The sequence below is a fragment of the Kitasatospora phosalacinea genome (assembly GCF_000717185.1).
Taxonomy (GTDB): Bacteria; Actinomycetota; Actinomycetes; order Streptomycetales; family Streptomycetaceae; genus Kitasatospora; species Kitasatospora phosalacinea_A.
In genome coordinates this window covers 1-20704 of the sequence record NZ_JNYE01000124.1, presented here as the reverse complement: position 1 = coordinate 20704, position 20704 = coordinate 1, and the positions used below count along the sequence as shown (strand labels likewise).

Sequence of the window (20704 nt, the reverse complement as noted above, 5' to 3'; positions counted from 1 at the left end):
CCGCACCACCGGCCAACCCGTCACCCGATCACTCATCGCCTACGACCACTGACCCACTTCGGAACTACTCGTCTAGCCCTTGGCATCAATCATCTAGTGCCGCGTCAGGCAACCTTCGCCCGTCACGACGCCTGACGCGGCACTAGCGCCCCCGGCCTCCCCTCACAGCCAGCCCTTCTCCCGCGCGACCCGCACCGCCTCCGCCCGGTTGCGGGCCGCCGTCTTCTGGATCGCCATCGACAGGTAGTTGCGCACCGTGCCCTCGGAGAGGTGCAGCCGGGCCGCGATCTCCGCGTTCACCGCGCCGTCCGCCGCGGCGGCCAGCACGTCGCGCTCGCGGCCGGTGAGCGGGTTGGCCCCCTCCGAGAGGGCGGCCGCGGCGAGCGTGGGGTCGATGACCTTCTCGCCGCGCAGCACCCGCCTGATCGCCTCGGCGAGTTCCGCGGCGGGGGCGTCCTTGACCAGGAAGGCGTCGGCCCCGGACTCCATCGCCCGGCGCAGGTAGCCGGGCCGCCCGAAGGTGGTGGCGATGACGACCTTGGTCTGCGGCCGGGCCCGCCGGACCTCCGCGCAGGCGTCGATGCCGGTCATGCCGGGCATCTCGATGTCGAGGACAGCGACGTCGACCCGGTGCTCGGTCACCGCGGCCGCGACCTCGTCGCCGCGGGAGACCTGGGCGACCACCTCCAGGTCGTCCTCCAGCGAGAGCAGCGCGGCGAGCGCCTCCCGCACCATGCCCTGGTCCTCGGCGAGCAGCACTCGCACCGGTCGTCCACCCGTTCCGTCCGTCACGTCGGGCAGCCTATTACCCTTCCCCGCCCGGGCGTTCGCCCCCGGAGGCCTCCCCGCTGGGGCCGGGCCGCAGCGGGACGAGGGCGCGCAGCCGGAAGCCCCGGCCGCGGTCGGCGGGGCCGGCGTCCAGGCGTCCGCCGACCTGCTCCAGGCGCTCGCCGAGGCCGGAAAGGCCGTTCCCGGCACCGGACTTGCCCGGTCCGGCGCCGTTGTCGACGACCTCCAGGACGGCGTAGCGGCCGTCCTCCTCCCAGGTCTCGTCGAGGTGGACGGTGCACCGGGTGGCCCCGGCGCCGTGCCGGACGACGTTGGTGACGGCCTCGCGCAGCGCCCAGGCGAGCACGCCGGACTCCTCGGCGCCGAGGCCGGGGCGGTCCTCGGCGAGCCGGGGGTCGGCGTCGAGGGCGATCTGGCTGGCCGACAGCGCGGTGCGGGCGGCGGCGAGTTCGACCGGCAGGGTGGGGCGGCGGAAGCCGCTGACGGCGCTGCGGACGTCGGCGAGGGACTGCCGGGCGACCTGCTCGATGTCGGCGACCTGGGCGCGGGCGGCGTCGGTCTTCCCGGCGTCCATCAGGCGTCCGGTGAGTTCGCCCTTGATGGCGATCAGCGAGAGCGAGTGGCCGAGCAGGTCGTGCAGGTCGCGGGCGAGGCGCAGCCGTTCCTCGGAGGCGGCGAGGTGGGCGACGGCGGCCCGGGCCTCGCGCAGTTCGCGCATGGTGGCGACCAGGCGCTGCATGGCGAGCATGGCGAGTCCGGCCATCAGGCAGGGCAGGCCGATGCTGACCAGGGTCTCGGCGTCGGCGCCGCTGGTGAGCCCGACGAGGGCGAAGAGGCCGGTGGTGCCGAGGACGCCGACCAGGCCGTAGCGGCCGGGGAGGATCACCGAGGCGCACACCGAGGTGTACGTGAACAGGGTCAGCCAGGCCTCGCCCAGGGCGTACGAGGTGACGACGGCGATCGCGGCCATCAGGGCGAGCGGCAGGTAGCGCCGGGCCCGCCGGAAGCCCGGGTGGTTGCGGATCACGATCAGCGACAGGTAGCAGGCCAGGAAGGCCGCCAGCGCGACGCCCCCGGCGGCGCTCGCCGCCGGGGAGTGCTGGCCGGTCGTCAGGTCCTGGACGGGGTAGGCCAGGTAGAGCGCCCAGATGGACGTCCAGGCGAGCTTGGCCAGCAGTTGCCGCCGGGTGTCGACGGGCGCGCCGGGGTACGTGGCCCAGCGGCCGTCCGGCCCGTCCTCCCCGTCCTGCTCGGGGTGGCGGGCCGGTGCGGTGTTCTGCATGCGGGCCATCATGCCCGCCGCGCGTCCTTGCGGTACAGGGCGGCCGCGGCGGCGGTGAACAGCACCAGGAAGGCGGCGAGCGCGACGATCGGGAGGGCCGCCACGCCCTCGCCGTGGACGAACGAGGCCAGCTGGTTGTAGTCGTAGACCGGGTTGAACCGGGCGTAGGTCCTCAGCGAGTCGCTGACCGGGAACCAGGTGCCGCCGAACAGCGCCATCAGCATGTAGACGATCATCACGACGGGCTGGACGGCGTCCGGTTCGGCGGCGTAGCCGAGGGCGACGCCGAGCGCGGCGAAGACGAAGCTGCCGAGCCACAGGGCGGCGGCCAGGCCGAGCCACTGGACGGCGGTGAGGTCGACGCCCTCGACCGCGCCGATCGCGAAGACCACGACGATCGCGGGCAGCGTGGTGACCGCGCAGGCGGCGATCTTGCCGAGGGTGTAGGCGCGGCCGGGCAGGGCGGTGAGCCGCAGCTGGCGGGTCCAGCCGCTCTTGCGCTCCAGCGAGATGCGCTGCGCGGAGCCGGTCAGGACGGCGCCGACCGCGCCGAAGGTGGCCATCGAGACCATGAAGTACGACTTGGCGGCGACCCCGTTCGCCACCGTGCCGCCGTTGCCGTAGGCGCTGATGAAGAAGACGTACAGCAGGGCGGGGTAGAGCACGGTGAACATCAGGTACCGCTTGTTGCGCAGGGTGCGCAGGATCTCCAGCCGGACCAGGGTGGTCATCGGACGTACTCCTCTTCGCTCTCGGTGCGGCTCTCGGTGCGGTCCTGCTCCCCGGTGATGGTGAGGAACGCCTGCTCCAGGCCGAGGCTGGTGACCTCCAGCCCGCGCGGGTGGTAGCCCGCCGCGTACAGCGCGGCGACGCCCGCGTCGGCGTCGGCGGAGCGGATCCGGACGGTGCGCACGCCGTCGGCGCGGGTGCTGACGTCCAGGCCGACGGTGCCGGGCAGGGCGCGCAGCACCGCCTCGTCGAAGTCGGGGCCGGCGGGGGCGCCGTCGGCGGGGTGCAGCTCGAAGCCGATCCGGCGGGCCCCGGCCCGGGCCTTGATCTCGGCGGAGGAGCCGTCGGCGATCAGCCGGCCCCGGTGCAGGACCAGGACGCGGTCGGCGACGGAGTCGGCCTCCTCCAGGTAGTGGGTGGCGAACAGCACGGTGCGCCCGGCGTCGGCCTGGGCGCGCATGGCGTCCCAGAACTGGCGGCGGACCGAGACGTCCATGCCGGTGGTGGGTTCGTCCAGGACGATCAGGTCGTTGGCCCCGGCCACCGCGAGGGCGAAGCGGACGCGCTGCTCCTGGCCGCCGGAGAGCTTGTCGACCCGGCGGTCGGCGAGTTCGGTGATCCCGGCGGTGGCCAGCACCCGGTCGACGCCGTGGCCGCGGGGGTGGACCCTGCAGGCCAGTTCGACGATCTCGCGGACCTTGACGTCGCTCATCAGGCCGCCGCTCTGCAGCATCGCGCCGACCCGGCCGGCCGTGATCGCGGCCCGCGGGGTGCCGCCGAACAGTTCGACGGTGCCGCTGTCGGGTTCGCGCAGGCCCAGCAGCAGGTCGAGGCTGCTGGACTTGCCCGCGCCGTTCGGGCCGAGCAGGGCGACCGTCTCGCCGGGTCGCAGCACCAGGTCGAGGCCGTTCACCGCCTTCACCCGGCCGTAGCTCTTGCTGACGTTCCGGAAGGCCGCGACCTCCCCCGTTCCCGTCGCCATCTGGACCAAGTCCCTTCGAAGTCGTCCTTCTTCCGACTCCTCAAGGCTCCTCGGAACGGGGGTGTCCGCGGCAGTGCCCGCCGTCGTGGCCTCCGCATGACGGATGTCACGGGCGGGCCGTGACGGCGGCCGTCACAGCAGGCCGAGCGACTCCTTCAGGAAGCGGACCTGGAGCAGCAGCAGGTTCTCCGCGACCTGCTCCTGCGGGGTCATGTGGGTCACCCCGGACAGCGGCAGCACGGTGTGCGGGCGCCCGGCGGCGAGCAGCGCGGTGGACAGCCGCAGGCTGTGCGCGACCACCACGTTGTCGTCGGCGAGGCCGTGCACGACCATCAGCGGCCGGCGCAGCGAAGGGGCCATCTCCACCAGCGAGTTGGCCCGGTAGACCTCGGGCTCGGCGTTCGGGTCGCCGTAGTAGCGCTCGGTGTAGTGGGTGTCGTACAGGTCGTGCTCGGTGACGGGCGCCCCGGCCACCGCGGCGTGGAAGACGTCCGGTGCGCGGAGCACCGCGGCGGCGGCCAGGTAGCCGCCGTACGACCAGCCGCGGATCGCGACCCTGGCCAGGTCGAGCGGGAACTGCTCGGCGAGCGCGTGCAGCGCGTCGACCTGGTCCTGGACGGAGACCTCGGCGGTGCGCCGGTTGATCGACTTCTCCCAGCCGGGGCTGTGCCCGGGGGTGCCGCGCCCGTCGGCGACGATCACCGCGAAGCCCTGGTCGGCGAACCACTGCGAGACCAGGTGCGGGTTGTGCGCCTGCACCACCCGCTGCCCGTGCGGGCCGCCGTACGGGTCCATCAGGACGGGCAGCTCGCCGTCGACGTCGGGGTCGTAGCCGGTGGGCAGCAGCACCGCGCAGGGGATCCGCCGCTCGCCCGCGAACCGGAACACCGGCCGGGCGGTGATCAGCGGGGTCGCCGCGTGCGAGGCGACCCGCAGCGGTTCGGCGCCCTCGCGGTGCACGGTGACGGTGGAGCCGGGGCGCAGCGGGTCGGCGGTGGTGAGCACCGTGGTGCCCGCGCCGCGCACCGCGCCGAGCGCGCCGTCGCCGACCTCCCGCACGCCGTCCGGCCCGGCCTCGAAGACGCCGAGCCAGCCGGGCGGGCGGCGCTCGAACTCGGCGGCCCCGGCGGAGGCGGTGAACAGCACGTCCTCGCCGTCGGTGCCGAGCACCGAGCGGACGTGCAGTCCGGCGTCGGTGAGCGCCTTCTCGCCGACGGTCAGGACGCGGGCACCGTCCCGGTCGGTGATCCGCACCAGCTGCCCGTCGGCCCGGCGCACCGGCACGCCGCCGAACAGCTCCAGCCAGTCCGCGTCCCGCTCGGTGACCAGCACGGTGGTCGCCCCGGTCGCGGGGTCGGCCTCCAGGACCAGCTGTTCGCGCTGGTCGCGGGCCTGCACCTGGAGCAGCGGCGGCCCGCCCGCCGACCAGTGCACCCGGGCCAGGTACGGGTACGCCGCGCGGTCCCAGCGGATCTCGGTGCGGGTGCCGTCCAGGCCGAGCAGCCAGAGCCCGACCTCGGCGTTGGGCGTCCCGGCCGCCGGGTAGGCGACCTCGACCGGCGGGCGGCCGGGGTTGGCCGGGTCGGCGATCCACCAGCGGCGCACCGGGGTGTCGTCGACCCGGGCGGCCAGCAGCGCGCTGCTGTCGGGGGCCCACCAGTGGCCGCGGTCGCGGCCCATCTCCTCCTGCGCGATGAACTCGGCCTGCCCCCAGCTGACCCCGTCCGCCTCGGGCCCGGCCAGCAGCCGGTCGCCGCTGCCGTCGGCGGCGCTCACCCGCAGCTCGCCGCCCGGGGTGGCGTACGCGACGTGCGCGCCGTCGGGGCTGGGCCGCGGGTCCAGCAGCGGGGTGGCGGCGGGCAGTTCGCGGGCCGCGCCGCTGGCGGTGTCGACCGCGAACAGCCGCCCGGAGAGCGCGAAGGCGGCGGTGCGGCCGGCCGCGTCCAGGGCGTAGCCGACGATCCCGGCGGAGGTCTCCCGGCTGCGCTCGCGGCGGGCCCGCTCGGCGGCGGACAGCTCCTCCGCGCCGCCGCCGAGCAGCGCCTCGGGGTCGGCGAGGACGCTCTCCGCGCCGGTGGCGACGTCGAGGCGCCACAGCAGGTTGGCGGGCCGCTGCTCGCCGCGGGAGCGCAGGAACAGCACCCGGGCGCCGTCCGGGGAGATGCTGAACGAGCGGGGCGCGCCCGCGGTGAAGCGCCCGGTGCGGGCGTACTGCCGGGGGAAGGTGTCGTGCGGCTTCTCGGTCGTCATGGGGCTGACCCTACGGCTCCGGCCGCGTCCGGCCACCCGTTCGGCGCAGCTCACCCGTACGGCGGCGTACGGCCGTTCGGAGGGCCGCTGACCGGGGACGGAGCGGGTCCGGACGTGCGGCGCGACACCCCGGGAGGGGTCACGGAAAGTCATCCGGGCGTCACTGATCGGGTATCAGTTGACCATCGTTCCCCCCGCTGCCCCGTCCCCGGGGCCGCGCACCCGAGGAAGGGTGTGAGCCGTCATGGCTTTGTCCGTCTCCGCCGTCCTGCTGATGCTGGTCGTGGTCGTGGTCCTGGTCCGCCGGTCGAACCTGAAACTGAGCCACGCGCTGGTGTGCGCGCTGCTCGGCTTCTACCTGGCGGGCAGCTCGATCGCGCCGTCGATCCAGCAGGTGACGGCCAACCTGGCCGGGATGCTCAACGGGCTGAACCTCTGACCCGGCGCACGCGTGCGGCCCGCCCGGGGCGTCCCCTCCGGGCGGGCCGGTCGGTCTAAGCTGCCAGGCATGACCTCCGTACCCCCGGCCGACGCGCGCGGGCTGCTGCTGGTGCACGCCCACCCCGACGACGAGTCGATCAACAACGGCTCGACCATGGCCCGGTACGCGGCCGAGGGCGTCCGGGTCACGCTGGTGACCTGCACGCTGGGCGAGGGCGGCGAGGTGATCCCGCCGGAGCTGGCGCACCTGGCGCAGGACCGCGACAACACCCTGGGCGAGTACCGGATCGGCGAACTCGCCGCCGCGATGCGCGAGTTGGGCGTCACCGACCACCGCTTCCTGGGCGGCGCGGGCCGCTGGCGGGACTCCGGGATGATGGGCGTCGCGGACAACGACGACCCGTCCTGCTTCTGGCGGGCGGACGTGGACGAGGCGGCCGGCCTGCTGGCCGGGGTGATCCGCGAGGTCCGGCCGCAGGTGCTGGTGACGTACGACGAGAACGGCGGCTACGGCCACCCCGACCACATCCAGGCGCACCGGGTGGCGCTGCGCGGCCACGAGCTGGCCGCCGACCCGGCGTTCCGCCCGGAGCTGGGCGAGCCCTGGCGGATCGCCAAGGTCTACTACAACCGGATGCCCCGCTCGGTGATCGAGGCCGCGCTGGCGGAGACCGCCGCCGAGGCGCCGTTCCCGGGCACCGCTCCGGTCGACCAGGTCCCGGGCGTGGTGGACGACCGGCTGGTCACCACCGTCCTGGACAACGCCGCGCACGCCGCGGCGAAGGCCGCCGCGATGCGGGCGCACGCGACCCAGATCACCGTGGCCGGCCGCCACTTCGCACTCAGCAACAACCTCGGGCAGCCGCTGCTGGCCGCCGAGCACTACGAGCTGGTGCGCGGCGCGCTCGGCCCCGGCGTCCCGGAGACCGACCTGTTCGCGGGGGTGGAGCTGTGAGGCCGCTGGAGGTCCTGCACGTCCTGCTCGGCACCCGCGGGCAGCGCCTGGCCGAGCCGCTGCCGCCGCGCGGCCCGCGGATCGCCGCGTACGTCGTGCTGTTCCTGCTCGGTGCCGCGGTCTCGGTGTGCGGAGCTTTCGTGCAGACCCTGTGGGGCGGCTTCGGCGTGGTCCTGGCCCTGGCGGCCTGCGGCGGGCTGTTCTACGGGGGGCTGCGGGCGACCGGCACCAAGCTCGGCGCGGGGTGCGCGCTGGGCGGCTGGTTCGTGGTGCTGGCGGTGCTGCTGGCGCCCCGGCCGGAGGGTGACCTGGTGCTCTCCGCGACGGCGTCCGCGTACCTGTACCTGTTCGGCGGCGCGCTGCTCGGGGTGGTCTGCGCGACCCTGCCGACCCGCTCCGGGTTCCTGTTCGGCGCACCGGCGCCGGAGCCCCGACGGACCGTCAAGGACGGCGACCGCTAGCACGTACCGGGACGATCCGGACCAACCGGATCCACCGGTCGCCCGACGGCCCGGAAGCCTTGTCGGTAAGGTGGTGCCCCGGCGGGCCACCCCCCTGTCCGGCCCGGCCGGGCCGGAGGGTAGCTTCGGCACCACTCGCGTGGCGGGGCGCTCGCCGCAGCCGACACGTGAACAGCTGAGTCCCCGGGGCAGGTCGGCCCGCCGCACGCCGCACGCCGTCGTCCGGCTGTCACCCGCCCCATACCCAGCGGACGGCCCGGCCGGCCCGGCCGCGAACCCGGAGCAGAGCAGCATTGAGCAGCCGCGAATCTGACAACGCCCACCCGCAGCCCCGCCGCGGCGCCCCCGACGCGTACCCGTCGGGCACCCCGCCGTACGGCACCGGCGTGCCCGGTGGGATCGGCGCGGACCCTGCCGCCGGACGGCCCGCGCCCGGCGCGCGCCCCGACGGGGCCGACGCGCCGAAGACGACGGAGACCACGCTGACCACCCGGGTGCGGATCAACATCCCCGGTTCGCGGCCGATCCCGCCGGTCGTGGTGCAGAGCAAGGTCAAGGACGAGAAGCCCGCGGAGCCGTCCGGCCCGCGCCACCGCGGCGGCGCCGGTGACCCGGTGCTCGGCGTGATGGACGCCGGGGGCCGCACCGCGACCCCGCCGAACCTGCCGCCGGAGTGGCAGGAGCCGACCGCGCCCCGGCCGGGCGCGAAGCCCTCCGAGTCGGAGTCCACCGGCGAGTGGTTCAAGCCGCGCCAGAAGGGCCGCCAGGAGTCCGCCCCGGCGGCCGCCGCCCCCGCGGCCCCGGCCGGGCCCGACCGGGCCGCCCCGCAGCCCTCCGCGGGCGCCCCGCAGGCAGCCCCGCGCCCGTCCGGCGCGCCCGCCTCGCCGTTCGCCCCGGCCGACCCGGCGGCGTCCTCCCGCACCGGCGGCCACCCGCTGCCGCGCCAGGACGAGCGTCCCGCCGCGGCGGGACGCGACCCGTTCGCGGCGTCCCCCCAGGATCCGTTCGCGGCGCCCCCGCAGGACCCCTTCGCGGCCGCCCCGCAGAACCCGTTCGCGGCGTCCCCGCAGCCCCGGAGCGCCCGGGAGCAGTTCCCCGACGGCCCGCGGTCCGCCCCGCAGGACCCCTTCGCGGCCGCCTCCCAGGACCCGTTCGCCCGGCCGCAGCCCCCCGCCGCCGCAGCCGGTGACCCGTTCGCGGCCCCGCAGGACCCCTTCGCGGCCGCCCCGCAGGACCCGTTCGCCCAGCCGCACCCCGGCGGGCAGCCGCACCCCGGCGGCCAGCCCTCCCAGGACCCGTTCGCGGCGTCCCCGCAGCCCGGCGGCGGCCTGCCGCCGCGGGCCGCCGCCGGGGAGCCGGAGGACACCCAGATCGGCGGCTTCGACCCGGTCACCGGCGAGGAGCCGGCCCCGGGCGCCGGCATACCGGACCCGCCGACCACCCAGCTGTTCGCGGACCCGCCGACCACGCAACTGTTCGCCGACCCGCCGACCACCCAGCTGTTCCTGAAGGCCCCGGGCTCCGCGGACGACCCCTTCGCCGACCCGTTCGCGGACGGCGCCAAGCCCCGTCCGGCGACCGGTGGCGACGGCGGCGGCCGGTTCGCCGACCAGCCCGCCGCGCAGCCGTTCCCGGGCGGTCCGCGGGCGGCCGCGCCCAAGCGCGAGCAGGCCCCGGCCGCCCAGCCGCCGGCCGGCGGGCCGACGGCCGCGCCCGCCGCCCCGGCAGCCCCGGCCGCCCCCGCCGCGTCGTCCGCCAAGAAGAAGGGCGGCCGCGGCAAGAAGCTGGTGGTGACCGGTCTCGGCGGCGTGCTGTTCCTGGGTGCGGCGGCGTACGGCGCGGGCCTGATGATGAACCAGTCGGACATCCCGAAGGGCACCACGGTGCTGGGCACCGACATCGGCGGCGACTCCCGCGACCAGGCCGTGAAGGTGCTGGACGGCACGGTGGCCAAGGTCGGGCAGCAGCCGGTCCGGCTGAAGATCGGCGACCGGTCGGTCACCCTGGACCCGGCGAGCGCCGGCCTGAGCTTCGACACCACGGCGACGGTGGACGCGCTGACCGAACACAGCTACAACCCGGTCGAGGTGCTGGGTTCGCTGACCGGCAACGCCAAGGCGGTCGAGCCGCAGGTGCGGGTCGACCGGGCGAAGCTGAAGGTGGCGCTGGACGACCTGGGCGCGAAGTCCGGGCAGAGCCTGCAGGAGGGCTACGTCCGGTTCACCGACGGGGGCGCCGAGGTGGTGCCGGGCACCGGCGGCAAGGCGCTGGACTCGGCGGCGGCCGTCGCCCTGGTGGAGCAGGCGTACCGCGGCCGGGCGGCCGGGAAGCCGGACGCCGAGGTGGTGCTGCCGGTCGCCGACGCCCAGCCGAAGGTCGGCCAGGACGTGCTGCAGGCCGCCGCCGACGGCCTGGGCAAGCAGGTGCTCGCGGGCAAGGTCACGGTGGTGTCGGGCACCCACCAGTTCTCCTTCGGCCCCAACACGGCCTCCCGGGCGCTGACGCTGGTGCCGGACGCGACCGGCAACGTGGTGCTGAAGTGGGACATGGACCAGCTGGCGTCCGCGGTCGGCACCGTCTTCGACAAGGTGAGGACCACCAAGAACGGCCAGCAGGTGCCGGTCACCACCCAGGACGTGGCCGACGCGATCGGCCAGGGCGTCACCAAGACCGGCAAGGAGCGCACGGTCAAGATCCCGGCCTGACGCCCCGTCAACCGGGTTGCCGGGCCGGGGCGCTGGACGGGCGCCCCGGCCCGGCCCGCTGGCGAGTCCTCGCCACTGGCGTCACGGAACAGGACGAAACGGACGCCGCAACCGCGCGGCCACGTCGCGTTACCAATCCTTGATCCGCCGCAGGTCGACAAGTCAGTTCGCCGGTACGCAAGATGTGCCGCGTGCCGAGACCCCGCTTCCTCCCGCTCGCCCTGACCGCCACGGTGGCGGCGCTGTCCCTCGCGCTGTGCTCCTGCAGTTCCACCGCGGGCTCCGCCGCCGGCGGCGGGCCCGGCCGGGCGGCAGCGGCGGCGGGCGGGGACGCGCCCCGGATGACCCAGCAGGAGATGAACGCCCGCCCGCGCGACGACCTGCGCCGGGGCGGCACCCTGACCTGGGCGATCGACCAGTACTCCACCCAGTGGAACCCGGTCCAGGCGGACGGCTCCGAGGCGTCCACCAACGACGTGGTCAAGTCGCTGCTGCCGACCTTCTGGCGCTCCGACGCGGGCGGCGTGCAGACCCCCAACCCGGCCTTCCTGCTCGACGCGGAGAGCGAGCAGCGGCAGGGCAGGCAGGTCGTGGTGTGGACGCTCAACCCGAAGGCCCACTGGTCCGACGGCGCCCCGATCACCTGGCGCGACCTGCAGGCCAACTGGCAGGCGCTGAACGGGCGGGACCCGGGGTACAAGACCGCCACCACCAACGGCTTCGACCAGGTGGAGAGCGTGGTCCGCGGCCAGGACGACTTCCAGGCCGTGATGACCTTCAAGGAGCCGTACTCGGAGTGGCAGGCGATGTTCAACAACGCCGGCAACGCCCCGCTGCTGCCCGCGAAGTACGTCTCCTCCCCCGAGCTGTTCAACACCTCCTTCAAGAACCGCATCCCGGTCACCGCGGGCCCCTTCGAGCTGGGCGCGCTGGACCCCGGGGCGCGCACCGTCACCGCGGTCGCCGACCCGGACTGGTGGGGTGACAAGCCGCTGCTGGACCGGATCGTCTTCAAGGCGTACGACACCGACGCGATGCCGCAGGCCTTCGCCGCGGGCGAGATCGACTTCTACAACAACGGCCCCAACACCGAGGGCTACGAGCTGATCCGGTCCACCGAGGGCGGCGAGGTCCGCCGGGCCGGCGGCCCCAACCTGCGGCACCTGGTACTCAACGGCAGGAGCCCGCTGCTGGAGGACGCCCGGCTGCGCCAGGCGCTGGTCCAGGCGATCGACCGGGCCGAAATCACCCGCACCGACCTGGCCGGCCTGGACTGGCCGTACGTGCCGATGAACAACCACTTCCTGGTGCCCTCCCAGCACGGCTACCAGGACAACTCCAACGGCCTGAGCCGCTTCGACCCGAACGCCGCGAGGGCCACCCTGGACGCGCTGGGCTGGAAGCCGGGGCCCGACGGCGTCCGCAGCAAGGACGGCAAGGAGCTGGTGCTGCGCTACGTGGCGCCGGCCGCGAACAACCTGGCGGAGAACGAGAGCGAGGAGGTCACCCGGATGCTCGCCGCGGTCGGGGTGACCGTCCAGGTCAAGTCCGTGCCGGCCGGCGAGTACTTCGACGGCTACGTCTACAAGCACGACTTCGACCTGACCTCCTTCTCCCTGCTGGGCACGCCCTTCCCGGTCTCCAACTCGATCAGCACCTTCCAGCAGGACTCCGGCTCCAACTGGGCCCAGGTCGGCAGCAAGGCGCTGGACAAGGCGATGGCGGACGCCGCCAAGGCCGACACCGTCGACGAGGAGACCGCGGCGCTCAACCGCGCCGACTCGGAGGCCTGGCAGGTCGCAGGTCTCGTCCCGCTGTACCAGCGCCCGGCCATCTACGGGGTGCGCAAGGAACTCGCCAACATCGGCGCCGCCGGGCTCGGCGATGTCGTGTACGAGAACATCGGCTTCGTGAAGTAACAACCGCGGCGGTAACGCCGCGGCGAGGACTCGCCAATGGCGGGAAAATGCCAGTCGGGCGGCGCCCCGCGCACCGCCCGAATTGGGGGACCCCTACCCATGAATTCGCCTCGGCACGCCCGAAAACACCGGTGTCCGATTATCGGACACTCAATTGCACCCGCCAAGTGCGGTGAATGCCACCAAAACGGACATCGGCTCTACGCGCGTCATTCGACCGGACCCGCGAACCCGACGTCCTGATAGCGGAGCCGACCGTGCATCGTTACGGACATGTGAACGGCGCTTGATCGAGTTTGTCCGGTTTTGACCGTCTCGCTGAGCCGGTGTCAAGAGTCCGAGAACTACGAAGTGGTTGACATTCCAGCACGAAGGAGGAAATGGGCCATCGACAACTGAGGAACTCTTGACGTTCGATAAACGACTTGCAAGAGTCCATTCATCCAAGTTCTTACTCCTTGCTTCTGCACGGACCACGGTCGGGAGCTTTAGCACCATGACGACGCCTACTGGGGCCACGACGGACGGGAACACCTCCCGTCCCGGGTCGACGTCGGACCTCGCGGACAACGCCACGACCGACGCACCCGGCGATCCGGGCTTCCGCGGCCTCTCTCCCGGGCAGCTGATGTGGCGCCGCTTCCTCCGCGACCGCACCGGCGTGGTGAGCGCGTGCGTGGTGCTGCTCTTCGTCGCGGTGGCGGTCTTCGCCCCGCTCATCGCCATGCTCTACGGCAAGAACCCGGAGGCCCACTACGGCCAGGAGGACGTCAGCCTGCTGACCGACTCCGGTCTGCCCACCGGGCCCAACGGCGGCATGAGCGGCGACTTCTGGTTCGGCCTGGAGCCCGGCCTCGGCCGTGACGTGATGATGCTGCTGATCTACGGCATCCGCACCTCGCTGATCATCGCGGTCGCCACCTCGCTGCTGACCACCGTGATCGGTGTCGCGCTGGGCATCGCGGCCGGCTACCTCGGCGGCAAGACCGACTACTTCATCGGCCGGGTCATCGACGTCCTGATGTCCTTCCCGTCGCAGATCTTCCTGATCGCCACCATGCCGGTGGTCACCAGCCTGCTGGTGAACTCGGACGAGAAGAACCCGGACTGGCTGCCGTTCGTCTCGGTCACCCTGGTGCTCTCGCTGCTCGGTTGGATGGGTCTGGCCCGCATCCTGCGCGGCGTGTCGCTGTCGCTGCGCGAGCGCGAGTTCATCGAGGCCGCCAAGGTCACCGGCGCCTCCCCCGCACGGATCATCTTCAAGGAGATCCTGCCCAACCTGTGGACCCCGATCCTGGTGCAGTCCACCCTCGCGCTGCCCGCCTTCGTCACCGCCGAGGCCGGCCTCTCCTACCTGGGCGTCGGCGTCTCCGAGCCGACCCCGGACTGGGGCCGGATGATCGCGGACGCCTCGGGCTTCCTCCGGACCGACGTCACCTTCCTGCTCTTCCCGGGCCTCGCCATGGTGCTGTTCGTTCTGGCCTTCAACCTGCTCGGCGACTCCGTCCGGGACGCGTTCGACCCGAAGACCAACCGCTGACAGGCCCTCAAGACTCCGGGGGGACCGGAAAGCCAGGCCCCGGGCACACCCACGAAGATTTCCGCACAACTATCCCAGGCAGGATGAAGATGAGCTCTCGCAAGACGCGGCTCGCGGCCGCCATTCTCGTGGCCGGGGCCCTGACCGTCACCACGGCGTGCTCCAGCGGCCACAGCAACAGCGACGGCAGCGGCAAGAGCACCGCCGGCGCCTCGAAGGCCCCGGTCAAGGCCACCTCGATCTCGGTCGGCACCGCCGAGGACTCGAAGGGCCCGGCCGCCGCCGAGCCGGGCGCGAAGAAGGGCGGCACGGTCAACATGATCGACCGCGACGACTTCTCGCACCTCGACCCGGCCCAGATCTACATGAACTACAACGCCGAGGTCTCGCTGCTCTTCACCCGTCAGCTGACGGGCTACAAGACCGCCGAGGACGGCACCCAGAAGCTGGTCGGCGACCTCGCCACCGACACCGGCACCACCACCGACGGCGGCAAGACCTGGAAGTTCACGCTGAAGGACGGCGTGAAGTGGCAGGACGGCTCCCCGATCACCTCGGCGGACGTCAAGTACTCGATCGAGCGCACCTACGCCTCGTTCATCAAGTCCGGCCCGACCTACATCCAGTCCTGGATCTCGGGCGCCGACTACCGCAGCGCCTACGAGGGCCCCTTCGGCGGCAAGGAGCTGGACGCCGTCCAGACCCCGGACGACAAGACCGTCGTCATCACCTTCCCCGAGGCCCACACCGACGCCAACTTCACCCTGGCGATGACCGGTTACGGCATCGTGCCGAAGGCGCACGACACCAAGGAGGAGTACGACAAGAAGCCGTTCTCCTCGGGCCCGTACCAGATCACCGAGCACGTCACCGACCGCTCGCTGGACCTGGAGCGCAACCCCAACTGGGACCCGGCCACCGACCCGATCCGGAACGCCTACCCGGACAAGTGGCACATGGCCTTCGGTGTCCAGGCGCAGCAGTCCACCGAGCGCTTCATGGCGGACAACGGCGACGACAAGAACACCTTCTCGTTCCACAACCAGGTCCACACCACCTACATCGACCAGGTCAAGGCCGACGAGAAGCTCAAGCCCCGCACCCTCGAGGGCCTGACCCCGTACGTGGACTACTACTACATCAACAACTCGCGCATCAAGGACCAGAAGGTCCGCGAGGCGCTGGTCAAGGCGTTCCCGCACCAGCAGACCCGCCAGCTGCAGGGCGGCACCTCCTACGGTGACTACGCCACCTCGTACATGAGCCCGACCGTCCTGGGCTACGAGTCCTACGACGCCTACGGCATCCTCAAGAAGCCGCAGGGCGACCCGGAGGCCGCCAAGGCGCTGCTGACCGAGGCGAACGCGGTGGGCACCACCATCGTCTACGCGTACAACAACACCCCGGTCCAGCAGAAGGTCACCGAGGCGATCCGCGACGCGCTGGAGAAGGCGGGCTTCAAGTTCGTCCCGAAGCCGCTGGACGCGAAGACCTACTACGACGCCATCGGCCAGGTCAACAACGAGTACGACCTGTACTGGGGCGGCTGGGGCGCCGACTGGCCGACCGGTTACACCTCGCTGCAGCCGGTCTGGGACGGCCGCGCCATCGCCGACGGTGCCTCCAACTACGCCCACCTGAACGACCCGGAGATCAACTCGGCGATCGACGCCGCGGTGAAGATCGCCGACCCGGTCGCGCAGGGCAAGGCGTGGGCCGCGATCGACAAGCAGCTGCAGGACAAGGCCGTCTCGATCCCGGACGTCTACCAGCGCTCGCTGAGCCTGTACGGCTCGGGCCTCGGCGGCGTCGAGTTCGACACCCTGGCCGGCCTGCAGTCCCCGCTCAACATCTACGTCAAGTAGTAGTCGTCACCGAGCTGTAGCTCACGGCGGGGCACCGGCACGATCTGCCGGTGTCCCGCCCCGATCAGGAGAGCCCCGTCCGATGCTCCGATTCCTCGTCCGCCGAACCCTCGGCGCTCTCGTCATCCTGCTGATCGTCTCGATGATCACGTATGCGCTGTTCTTCGCGATCCCGGCGGACCCGGCGCGGCTCTACTGCGGCAAGACCTGCACGCCCGAGAACCTCGCCCTGATCAGGCATGACATGGGCTTCGACCACGCCTGGCCGGTCCAGTACTGGAACTGGCTGAGCACCATTTTCACCGGCGGCACGTTCAACAACGTGCACTGTGCCGCCCCCTGCTTCGGCTACTCCTTCGCCAAGCAGGAACTGGTCGGCGGCATCCTGCTGAACCGCTTCCCGACCACACTGTCGCTGACCATCGGTTCCGCCGTGATCTTCCTGATCGTCGGCATCGGCACCGGCATGCTGGCCGCCCACAAGCAGGGCAAGGCCACCGACAAGATCGCCAGCTCGGTCTCGCTGCTGGCCTCCTCGATGCAGATCTACGTGGCCGGCCCGCTCGCCCTCTGGGCGCTGTGCTACAGCACCGACCTGCTGGACCTGCCGACGTACGTCCCGTTCACCGACAACCCGATCGGCTGGGCCGGCGGCCTGCTGGTGCCGTGGATCGTGCTGTCGCTGATCTGGACCGCGAACTACACCCGCATGACCCGCTCCTCGATGGTCGAGCAGTTGTCCGAGGACTACGTGCGGACCGCCCGGGCCAAGGGCATGTCCGGCACCTCGGTCTTCATGCGCTACGCCTGGCGCGGCGCGATGGGCACCATCGTCACCGTCTTCGGCATCGACCTGGGCGTGCTGCTCGGCGGCGCCATCATCACCGAGACGACGTTCAGCCTGCAGGGCCTCGGCGAGCTGGCGATCCACTCGTTCCGCGACTCCGACCTCTCGCTGCTGGTCGGCATCACCGTGGTGGCCGCCACCCTGATCGTCTTCTTCAACATCATCGTCGACGCCGCCTACGCCCTGATCGACCCGCGCATCCGCCTGGCCTGACGGCCACACCCCGGCCGACCAGCAGTCCCGACCTCACGTACCGCACCGAGGAGCCCAGTCCATGACCACCCAGGCCAAGCCCGAGGAGGTGTCCGCCGGCAGCGGCGGCACGCCGTTCCTCTCAGTCCGCGACCTCTCGGTCCGCTTCAGCACCGAGGACGGCGTGGTCCGGGCCGTGGACAACCTCTCCTTCGACGTCGCCCCGGGCTCCACGCTCGGCATCGTCGGCGAGTCCGGTTCCGGCAAGTCGGTGACCAACCTGGCCGTGCTGGGCCTCCACAACCCGGACCGGACCGAGATCACCGGCTCGATCAAGCTGGACGGCCAGGAACTCGTCGGCGCGTCGAACAGGGAGCTGGAGAAGCTCCGCGGCCGGAAGATGTCGATGATCTTCCAGGACCCGCTGACCGCGCTGTCGCCGTTCCACACCATCGGCAGGCAGATCGGCGAGACCTACCGCAAGCACACCGGCGCCTCCAAGAAGGAGGCCCGGGACCGGGCGATCGAGATGCTGACCCGGGTCGGCATCCCGCAGCCCACCAGCCGGGTCGACGACTACCCGCACCAGTTCTCCGGCGGCATGCGCCAGCGCGCGATGATCGCCATGTCGCTGGTCTGCGACCCGAAGCTGGTCATCGCGGACGAGCCGACCACGGCGCTGGACGTCACCGTGCAGGCCCAGATCCTGGACCTGCTGAAGGACCTCCAGCAGGAGATGGGCACCGCGATCATCCTGATCACCCACGACCTGGGCGTAGTCGCCCGGACCGCGCAGGACATCATGGTGATGTACGCGGGCCGGGCCGTGGAGCGCGGCACCGTCCGCGAGGTGCTGAAGGCCCCCCAGCACCCGTACACCTGGGGCCTGCTGTCCTCGATGCCGAGCCTGACCGGTGACGTGAACGTCCCGCTGAAGCCGGTCCGCGGCACCCCGCCGAGCCTGATCAACCTGCCGTCCGGCTGCCCGTTCCACCCGCGCTGCGACTTCCGCGAGGAGGTGATCGGCGGCGGCTGCACCTCGGAGCGCCCGCCGCTGTCCCCGGCCACCGGGCACGCCGCCGCCTGCCACCTGAAGCAGGTGCAGCGGCAGGACATCTTCATCGACCAGATCAAGCCGCGGCTCGGCTGAGAGGCACTCCCATGAGCAACGAACTGACCCTCAAGCCGGCCTCCCCGGCCGTCGGCCCCGGTGACCCGCTGCTGTCGATCACGGGCCTGAAGAAGCACTTCCCGGTGATGGACGGCTTCCTGTTCAAGCGCCAGGTCGGCGCGGTGCACGCGGTGGACGGCGTGGACCTGGAGGTGTTCCCGAGCGAGTCGGTGGGCCTGGTCGGCGAGTCCGGCTGCGGCAAGTCGACCACCGGCCGCCTGGTGACCCGGCTGCTGGAGCCGACCGGCGGCGAGATCCGCTACGCCGGCCAGGACATCACGCACGCCAGCCGCAAGGAACTCGCGCCGATCCGGTCCGAGATCCAGATGATCTTCCAGGACCCGTACTCCTCGCTGAACCCGCGGCACACCGTCGGCTCGATCATCGGCGCGCCGATGGAGATCAACGGCATCAACCCGAAGGGCGGCGTCCAGCGCCGGGTGCAGGAGCTGCTGGAGACGGTCGGCCTCAACCCGGAGCACTACAACCGCTTCCCGCACGAGTTCTCCGGCGGCCAGCGCCAGCGCATCGGCGTGGCCCGGGCGCTGTCGCTGAGCCCGAAGCTGATCGTCGCGGACGAGCCGGTCTCGGCGCTGGACGTGTCGATCCAGGCGCAGGTGGTCAACCTGCTCCAGGAGCTGCAGCGCGAGCTGGGCATCGCGTTCCTGTTCATCGCCCACGACCTGTCGGTGGTGCGGCACTTCTCGCAGCGCGTCGCGGTGATGTACCTCGGCAAGATCGTCGAGATCGCGGACCGCAAGTCGCTGTACGAGTCGCCCCGGCACCCGTACACCCACGCCCTGCTGTCGGCCGTCCCGGAGGCCGACCCGGACGACGACCGCGAGCGGATCCGGCTGACCGGTGACGTCCCGTCGCCGCTCAACCCGCCGTCGGGCTGCCGGTTCCGCACCCGCTGCTGGAAGGCGCAGGAGAAGTGCGCCTCCGAGGAGCCGCCGCTGGTCCAGCTGTCCGGCAACGCGGCGGGCCACCTGACGGCCTGCCACTTCCCCGAGGACGCCGCTCCGGCCGCCGTCCCCGCCCAGCGCGCCGAGGTCTGAGCCCCCGGCAGCACCGCGGAGGGCCCCACCGATCCGTTCGGTGGGGCCCTCCGTCGTCGCGTCCTCAGATCAGGTTGTCCCGCTCGCCCGCGAAGTGGCAGGCCGAGTCGTGCCGGGCCCGCCCCTCCAGCCAGTCCCGCACGGTCAGCGCCGGGTCCTCCCTGGCGCACTTCTCCTGCGCCTTCCAGCACCTGGTCCGGAACCGGCACCCGGAGGGCGGGTTGGCCGGCGAGGGCACGTCGCCGACCAGCACGATCCGGTCCCGGTGCTCGCGCGCGGCCGGGTCGGGCACCGGCACGGCGGACAGCAGCGCCTGGGTGTACGGGTGGGTGGCGTGGTCGTAGATCTCCAGGTCGGTGCCGATCTCGACCATCCGCCCGAGGTACATCACGCCGACCCGGTCGGAGATGTGCCGGACGATCGAGAGGTCGTGCGCGATGAACATGTACGACAGGTTGAACTCGCCCTGCAGCTGCTCCAGCAGGTTGATCACCTGGGCCTGCACCGAGACGTCCAGCGCGGAGACCGGCTCGTCGCAGATGATCACCTCCGGCTTGAGCGCCAGCCCGCGGGCGATGCCGATGCGCTGGCGCTGGCCGCCGGAGAACTGGTGCGGGTACCGGTTGATGTACTCGGGGTTGAGCCCGACCACGTCCAGCAGGTCCTGCACGGCCTTGCGCCGGTCGCCCTTCGGCGCGACCTCGGGGTGGATCTCGAAGGGCTCGCCGATGATGTCGCCGACCGTCATCCGCGGGTTCAGCGAGGTGTACGGGTCCTGGAACACCATCTGGATGTTGCGGCGGACGGCCTTGAGCGCGGCGCCGGACAGGTGCGAGATCTCCTCGCCCTTGTACTTGACCGACCCGGCGGTGGCGGGCTCCAGGTTCATCAGGACCTTGGCGAGCGTCGACTTGCCGCAGCCGGACTCGCCGACGATGCCGAGCGTCTCGCCCTGCATCAGGTCGAAGGAGACGCCGTCGACGGCCTTGACCGCGCCGACCTGCTTCTTGAACAGGACGCCCTTGGTCAGCGGGAAGTGCTTGACCAGGTCGCGCACCTCCAGGATGGGTTCGCCGCGCGGCACGTCCTGGGCGAACGCGACCTCCTCGGGGGTGGTCGCCCCGAGCGGGGTGGCTCCGTTAGCCGTCACGGAGGGTCTCCTTCCAGAAGAAGCACGCGCTGCGCCGTCCGGGCAGCGGCGTCCCGTCGTCCGCGGTCACCTGCTCCAGCGGCGGCACCTTCTGCCGGCAGACGTCCTGCGCCCGCGGGCAGCGCGGGTTGAACGCGCAGCCGGGCGGGATGCGCAGCAGGTTGGGCGGCAGGCCCTTGATCGCGAAGAGCTCCTGGCCCTTCTGGTCGAGCCGCGGGATGGAGTCCAGCAGCCCGCGGGTGTACGGGTGGGCGGGGCGGGCGTAGAGCTCGTGGACGGGGGCGGTCTCGACGATCCGGCCCGCGTACATGACGGCGATCTTGTCGGCGACGTCGGCGACCACGCCGAGGTCGTGGGTGATCAGGATC

Annotated in this window: 17 protein-coding genes; 10 read left to right on the top strand and 7 right to left on the bottom strand. The window is 72.3% G+C overall.

The annotated features are described in order from the left end of the window. Window positions 1–162 precede the first annotated feature (162 nt). The 5 genes from OO57_RS34065 to OO57_RS34045 all read right to left on the bottom strand — a co-directional run bounded on the left by OO57_RS34065 (window position 163) and on the right by OO57_RS34045 (window position 6032). Entirely contained in the window at window positions 163–801 is a 639-nt protein-coding gene (locus tag OO57_RS34065) for a response regulator transcription factor (RefSeq protein WP_106974179.1), read from the bottom strand. 4 nt (window positions 802–805) lie between these two features. Continuing rightward, window positions 806–2071, bottom strand: coding sequence for a sensor histidine kinase (locus tag OO57_RS34060; protein WP_051778613.1), 1266 nt, complete (start codon window positions 2069–2071; stop codon window positions 806–808). Window positions 2072–2079: 8 nt separating this feature from the next. Further along, window positions 2080–2802 (bottom strand): ABC transporter permease, encoded by a 723-nt coding sequence (locus tag OO57_RS34055; protein WP_033256641.1) that lies wholly within the window; start codon window positions 2800–2802, stop codon window positions 2080–2082. Beyond that, window positions 2799–3782 carry an ABC transporter ATP-binding protein gene (locus OO57_RS34050; RefSeq protein ID WP_033256646.1) on the bottom strand — a complete coding sequence of 328 codons (984 nt, stop codon included), beginning with the start codon at window positions 3780–3782 and terminating at the stop codon, window positions 2799–2801. Before OO57_RS34050 ends, OO57_RS34055 begins: the two co-directional genes overlap by 4 nt. A 132-nt stretch (window positions 3783–3914) precedes the next feature. Next, the gene (locus tag OO57_RS34045; RefSeq protein ID WP_033256640.1) at window positions 3915–6032 is read right to left on the bottom strand and encodes a prolyl oligopeptidase family serine peptidase; all 2118 of its coding nucleotides are present in this window, start codon (window positions 6030–6032) and stop codon (window positions 3915–3917) included. A 244-nt stretch (window positions 6033–6276) separates the two neighbouring features. Here OO57_RS34045 and OO57_RS34040 point away from each other — a divergent pair, with 244 nt between their 5' ends. The 10 genes from OO57_RS34040 to OO57_RS33995 all read left to right on the top strand — a co-directional run bounded on the left by OO57_RS34040 (window position 6277) and on the right by OO57_RS33995 (window position 19186). Then, complete coding sequence (locus OO57_RS34040) at window positions 6277–6471, top strand: DUF2304 family protein (RefSeq protein WP_033256639.1); 195 nt, start codon at window positions 6277–6279, stop codon at window positions 6469–6471. A gap of 69 nt (window positions 6472–6540) precedes the next feature. After that, window positions 6541–7428: an N-acetyl-1-D-myo-inositol-2-amino-2-deoxy-alpha-D-glucopyranoside deacetylase gene (mshB, locus tag OO57_RS34035; protein ID WP_033256638.1), complete on the top strand. Its 888-nt coding sequence runs from the start codon at window positions 6541–6543 to the stop codon at window positions 7426–7428. Beyond that, on the top strand, window positions 7425–7889 hold the full coding sequence (locus tag OO57_RS34030; protein ID WP_063737708.1) for a DUF6113 family protein: 465 nt from the start codon (window positions 7425–7427) through the stop codon (window positions 7887–7889). Before mshB ends, OO57_RS34030 begins: the two co-directional genes overlap by 4 nt. Window positions 7890–8182: 293 nt before the next feature. Beyond that, window positions 8183–10594, top strand: coding sequence for a peptidoglycan binding domain-containing protein (locus OO57_RS34025; RefSeq protein ID WP_033256637.1), 2412 nt, complete (start codon window positions 8183–8185; stop codon window positions 10592–10594). A gap of 191 nt (window positions 10595–10785) precedes the next feature. After that, window positions 10786–12513: an ABC transporter family substrate-binding protein gene (locus tag OO57_RS34020; protein ID WP_033256644.1), complete on the top strand. Its 1728-nt coding sequence runs from the start codon at window positions 10786–10788 to the stop codon at window positions 12511–12513. A gap of 496 nt (window positions 12514–13009) precedes the next feature. After that, window positions 13010–14053: an ABC transporter permease gene (locus OO57_RS34015; protein WP_033256636.1), complete on the top strand. Its 1044-nt coding sequence runs from the start codon at window positions 13010–13012 to the stop codon at window positions 14051–14053. A gap of 89 nt (window positions 14054–14142) precedes the next feature. Continuing rightward, complete coding sequence (locus OO57_RS34010; RefSeq protein WP_051778611.1) at window positions 14143–15918, top strand: ABC transporter substrate-binding protein; 1776 nt, start codon at window positions 14143–14145, stop codon at window positions 15916–15918. 82 nt (window positions 15919–16000) lie between these two features. Further along, window positions 16001–16978, top strand: a complete 978-nt coding sequence (locus OO57_RS34005) for an ABC transporter permease (RefSeq protein WP_033256635.1) — start codon at window positions 16001–16003, stop codon at window positions 16976–16978. Window positions 16979–17039: 61 nt separating this feature from the next. Further along, window positions 17040–18107 carry an ABC transporter ATP-binding protein gene (locus tag OO57_RS34000; protein WP_033256634.1) on the top strand — a complete coding sequence of 356 codons (1068 nt, stop codon included), beginning with the start codon at window positions 17040–17042 and terminating at the stop codon, window positions 18105–18107. Between the two features lie 11 nt (window positions 18108–18118). Next, window positions 18119–19186, top strand: coding sequence for an ABC transporter ATP-binding protein (locus tag OO57_RS33995; RefSeq protein ID WP_033256633.1), 1068 nt, complete (start codon window positions 18119–18121; stop codon window positions 19184–19186). 64 nt (window positions 19187–19250) lie between these two features. Here OO57_RS33995 and OO57_RS33990 read toward each other — a convergent pair whose 3' ends face one another. Together OO57_RS33990 and OO57_RS33985 are read right to left on the bottom strand one after the other, a co-directional pair. After that, the gene (locus tag OO57_RS33990) at window positions 19251–20336 is read right to left on the bottom strand and encodes an ABC transporter ATP-binding protein (RefSeq protein WP_033256632.1); all 1086 of its coding nucleotides are present in this window, start codon (window positions 20334–20336) and stop codon (window positions 19251–19253) included. Further along, on the bottom strand, window positions 20326–20704 hold a 379-nt coding region (locus OO57_RS33985), incomplete at its 5' end, for an oligopeptide/dipeptide ABC transporter ATP-binding protein (RefSeq protein WP_033256631.1). The genes OO57_RS33985 and OO57_RS33990, both read right to left, overlap by 11 nt.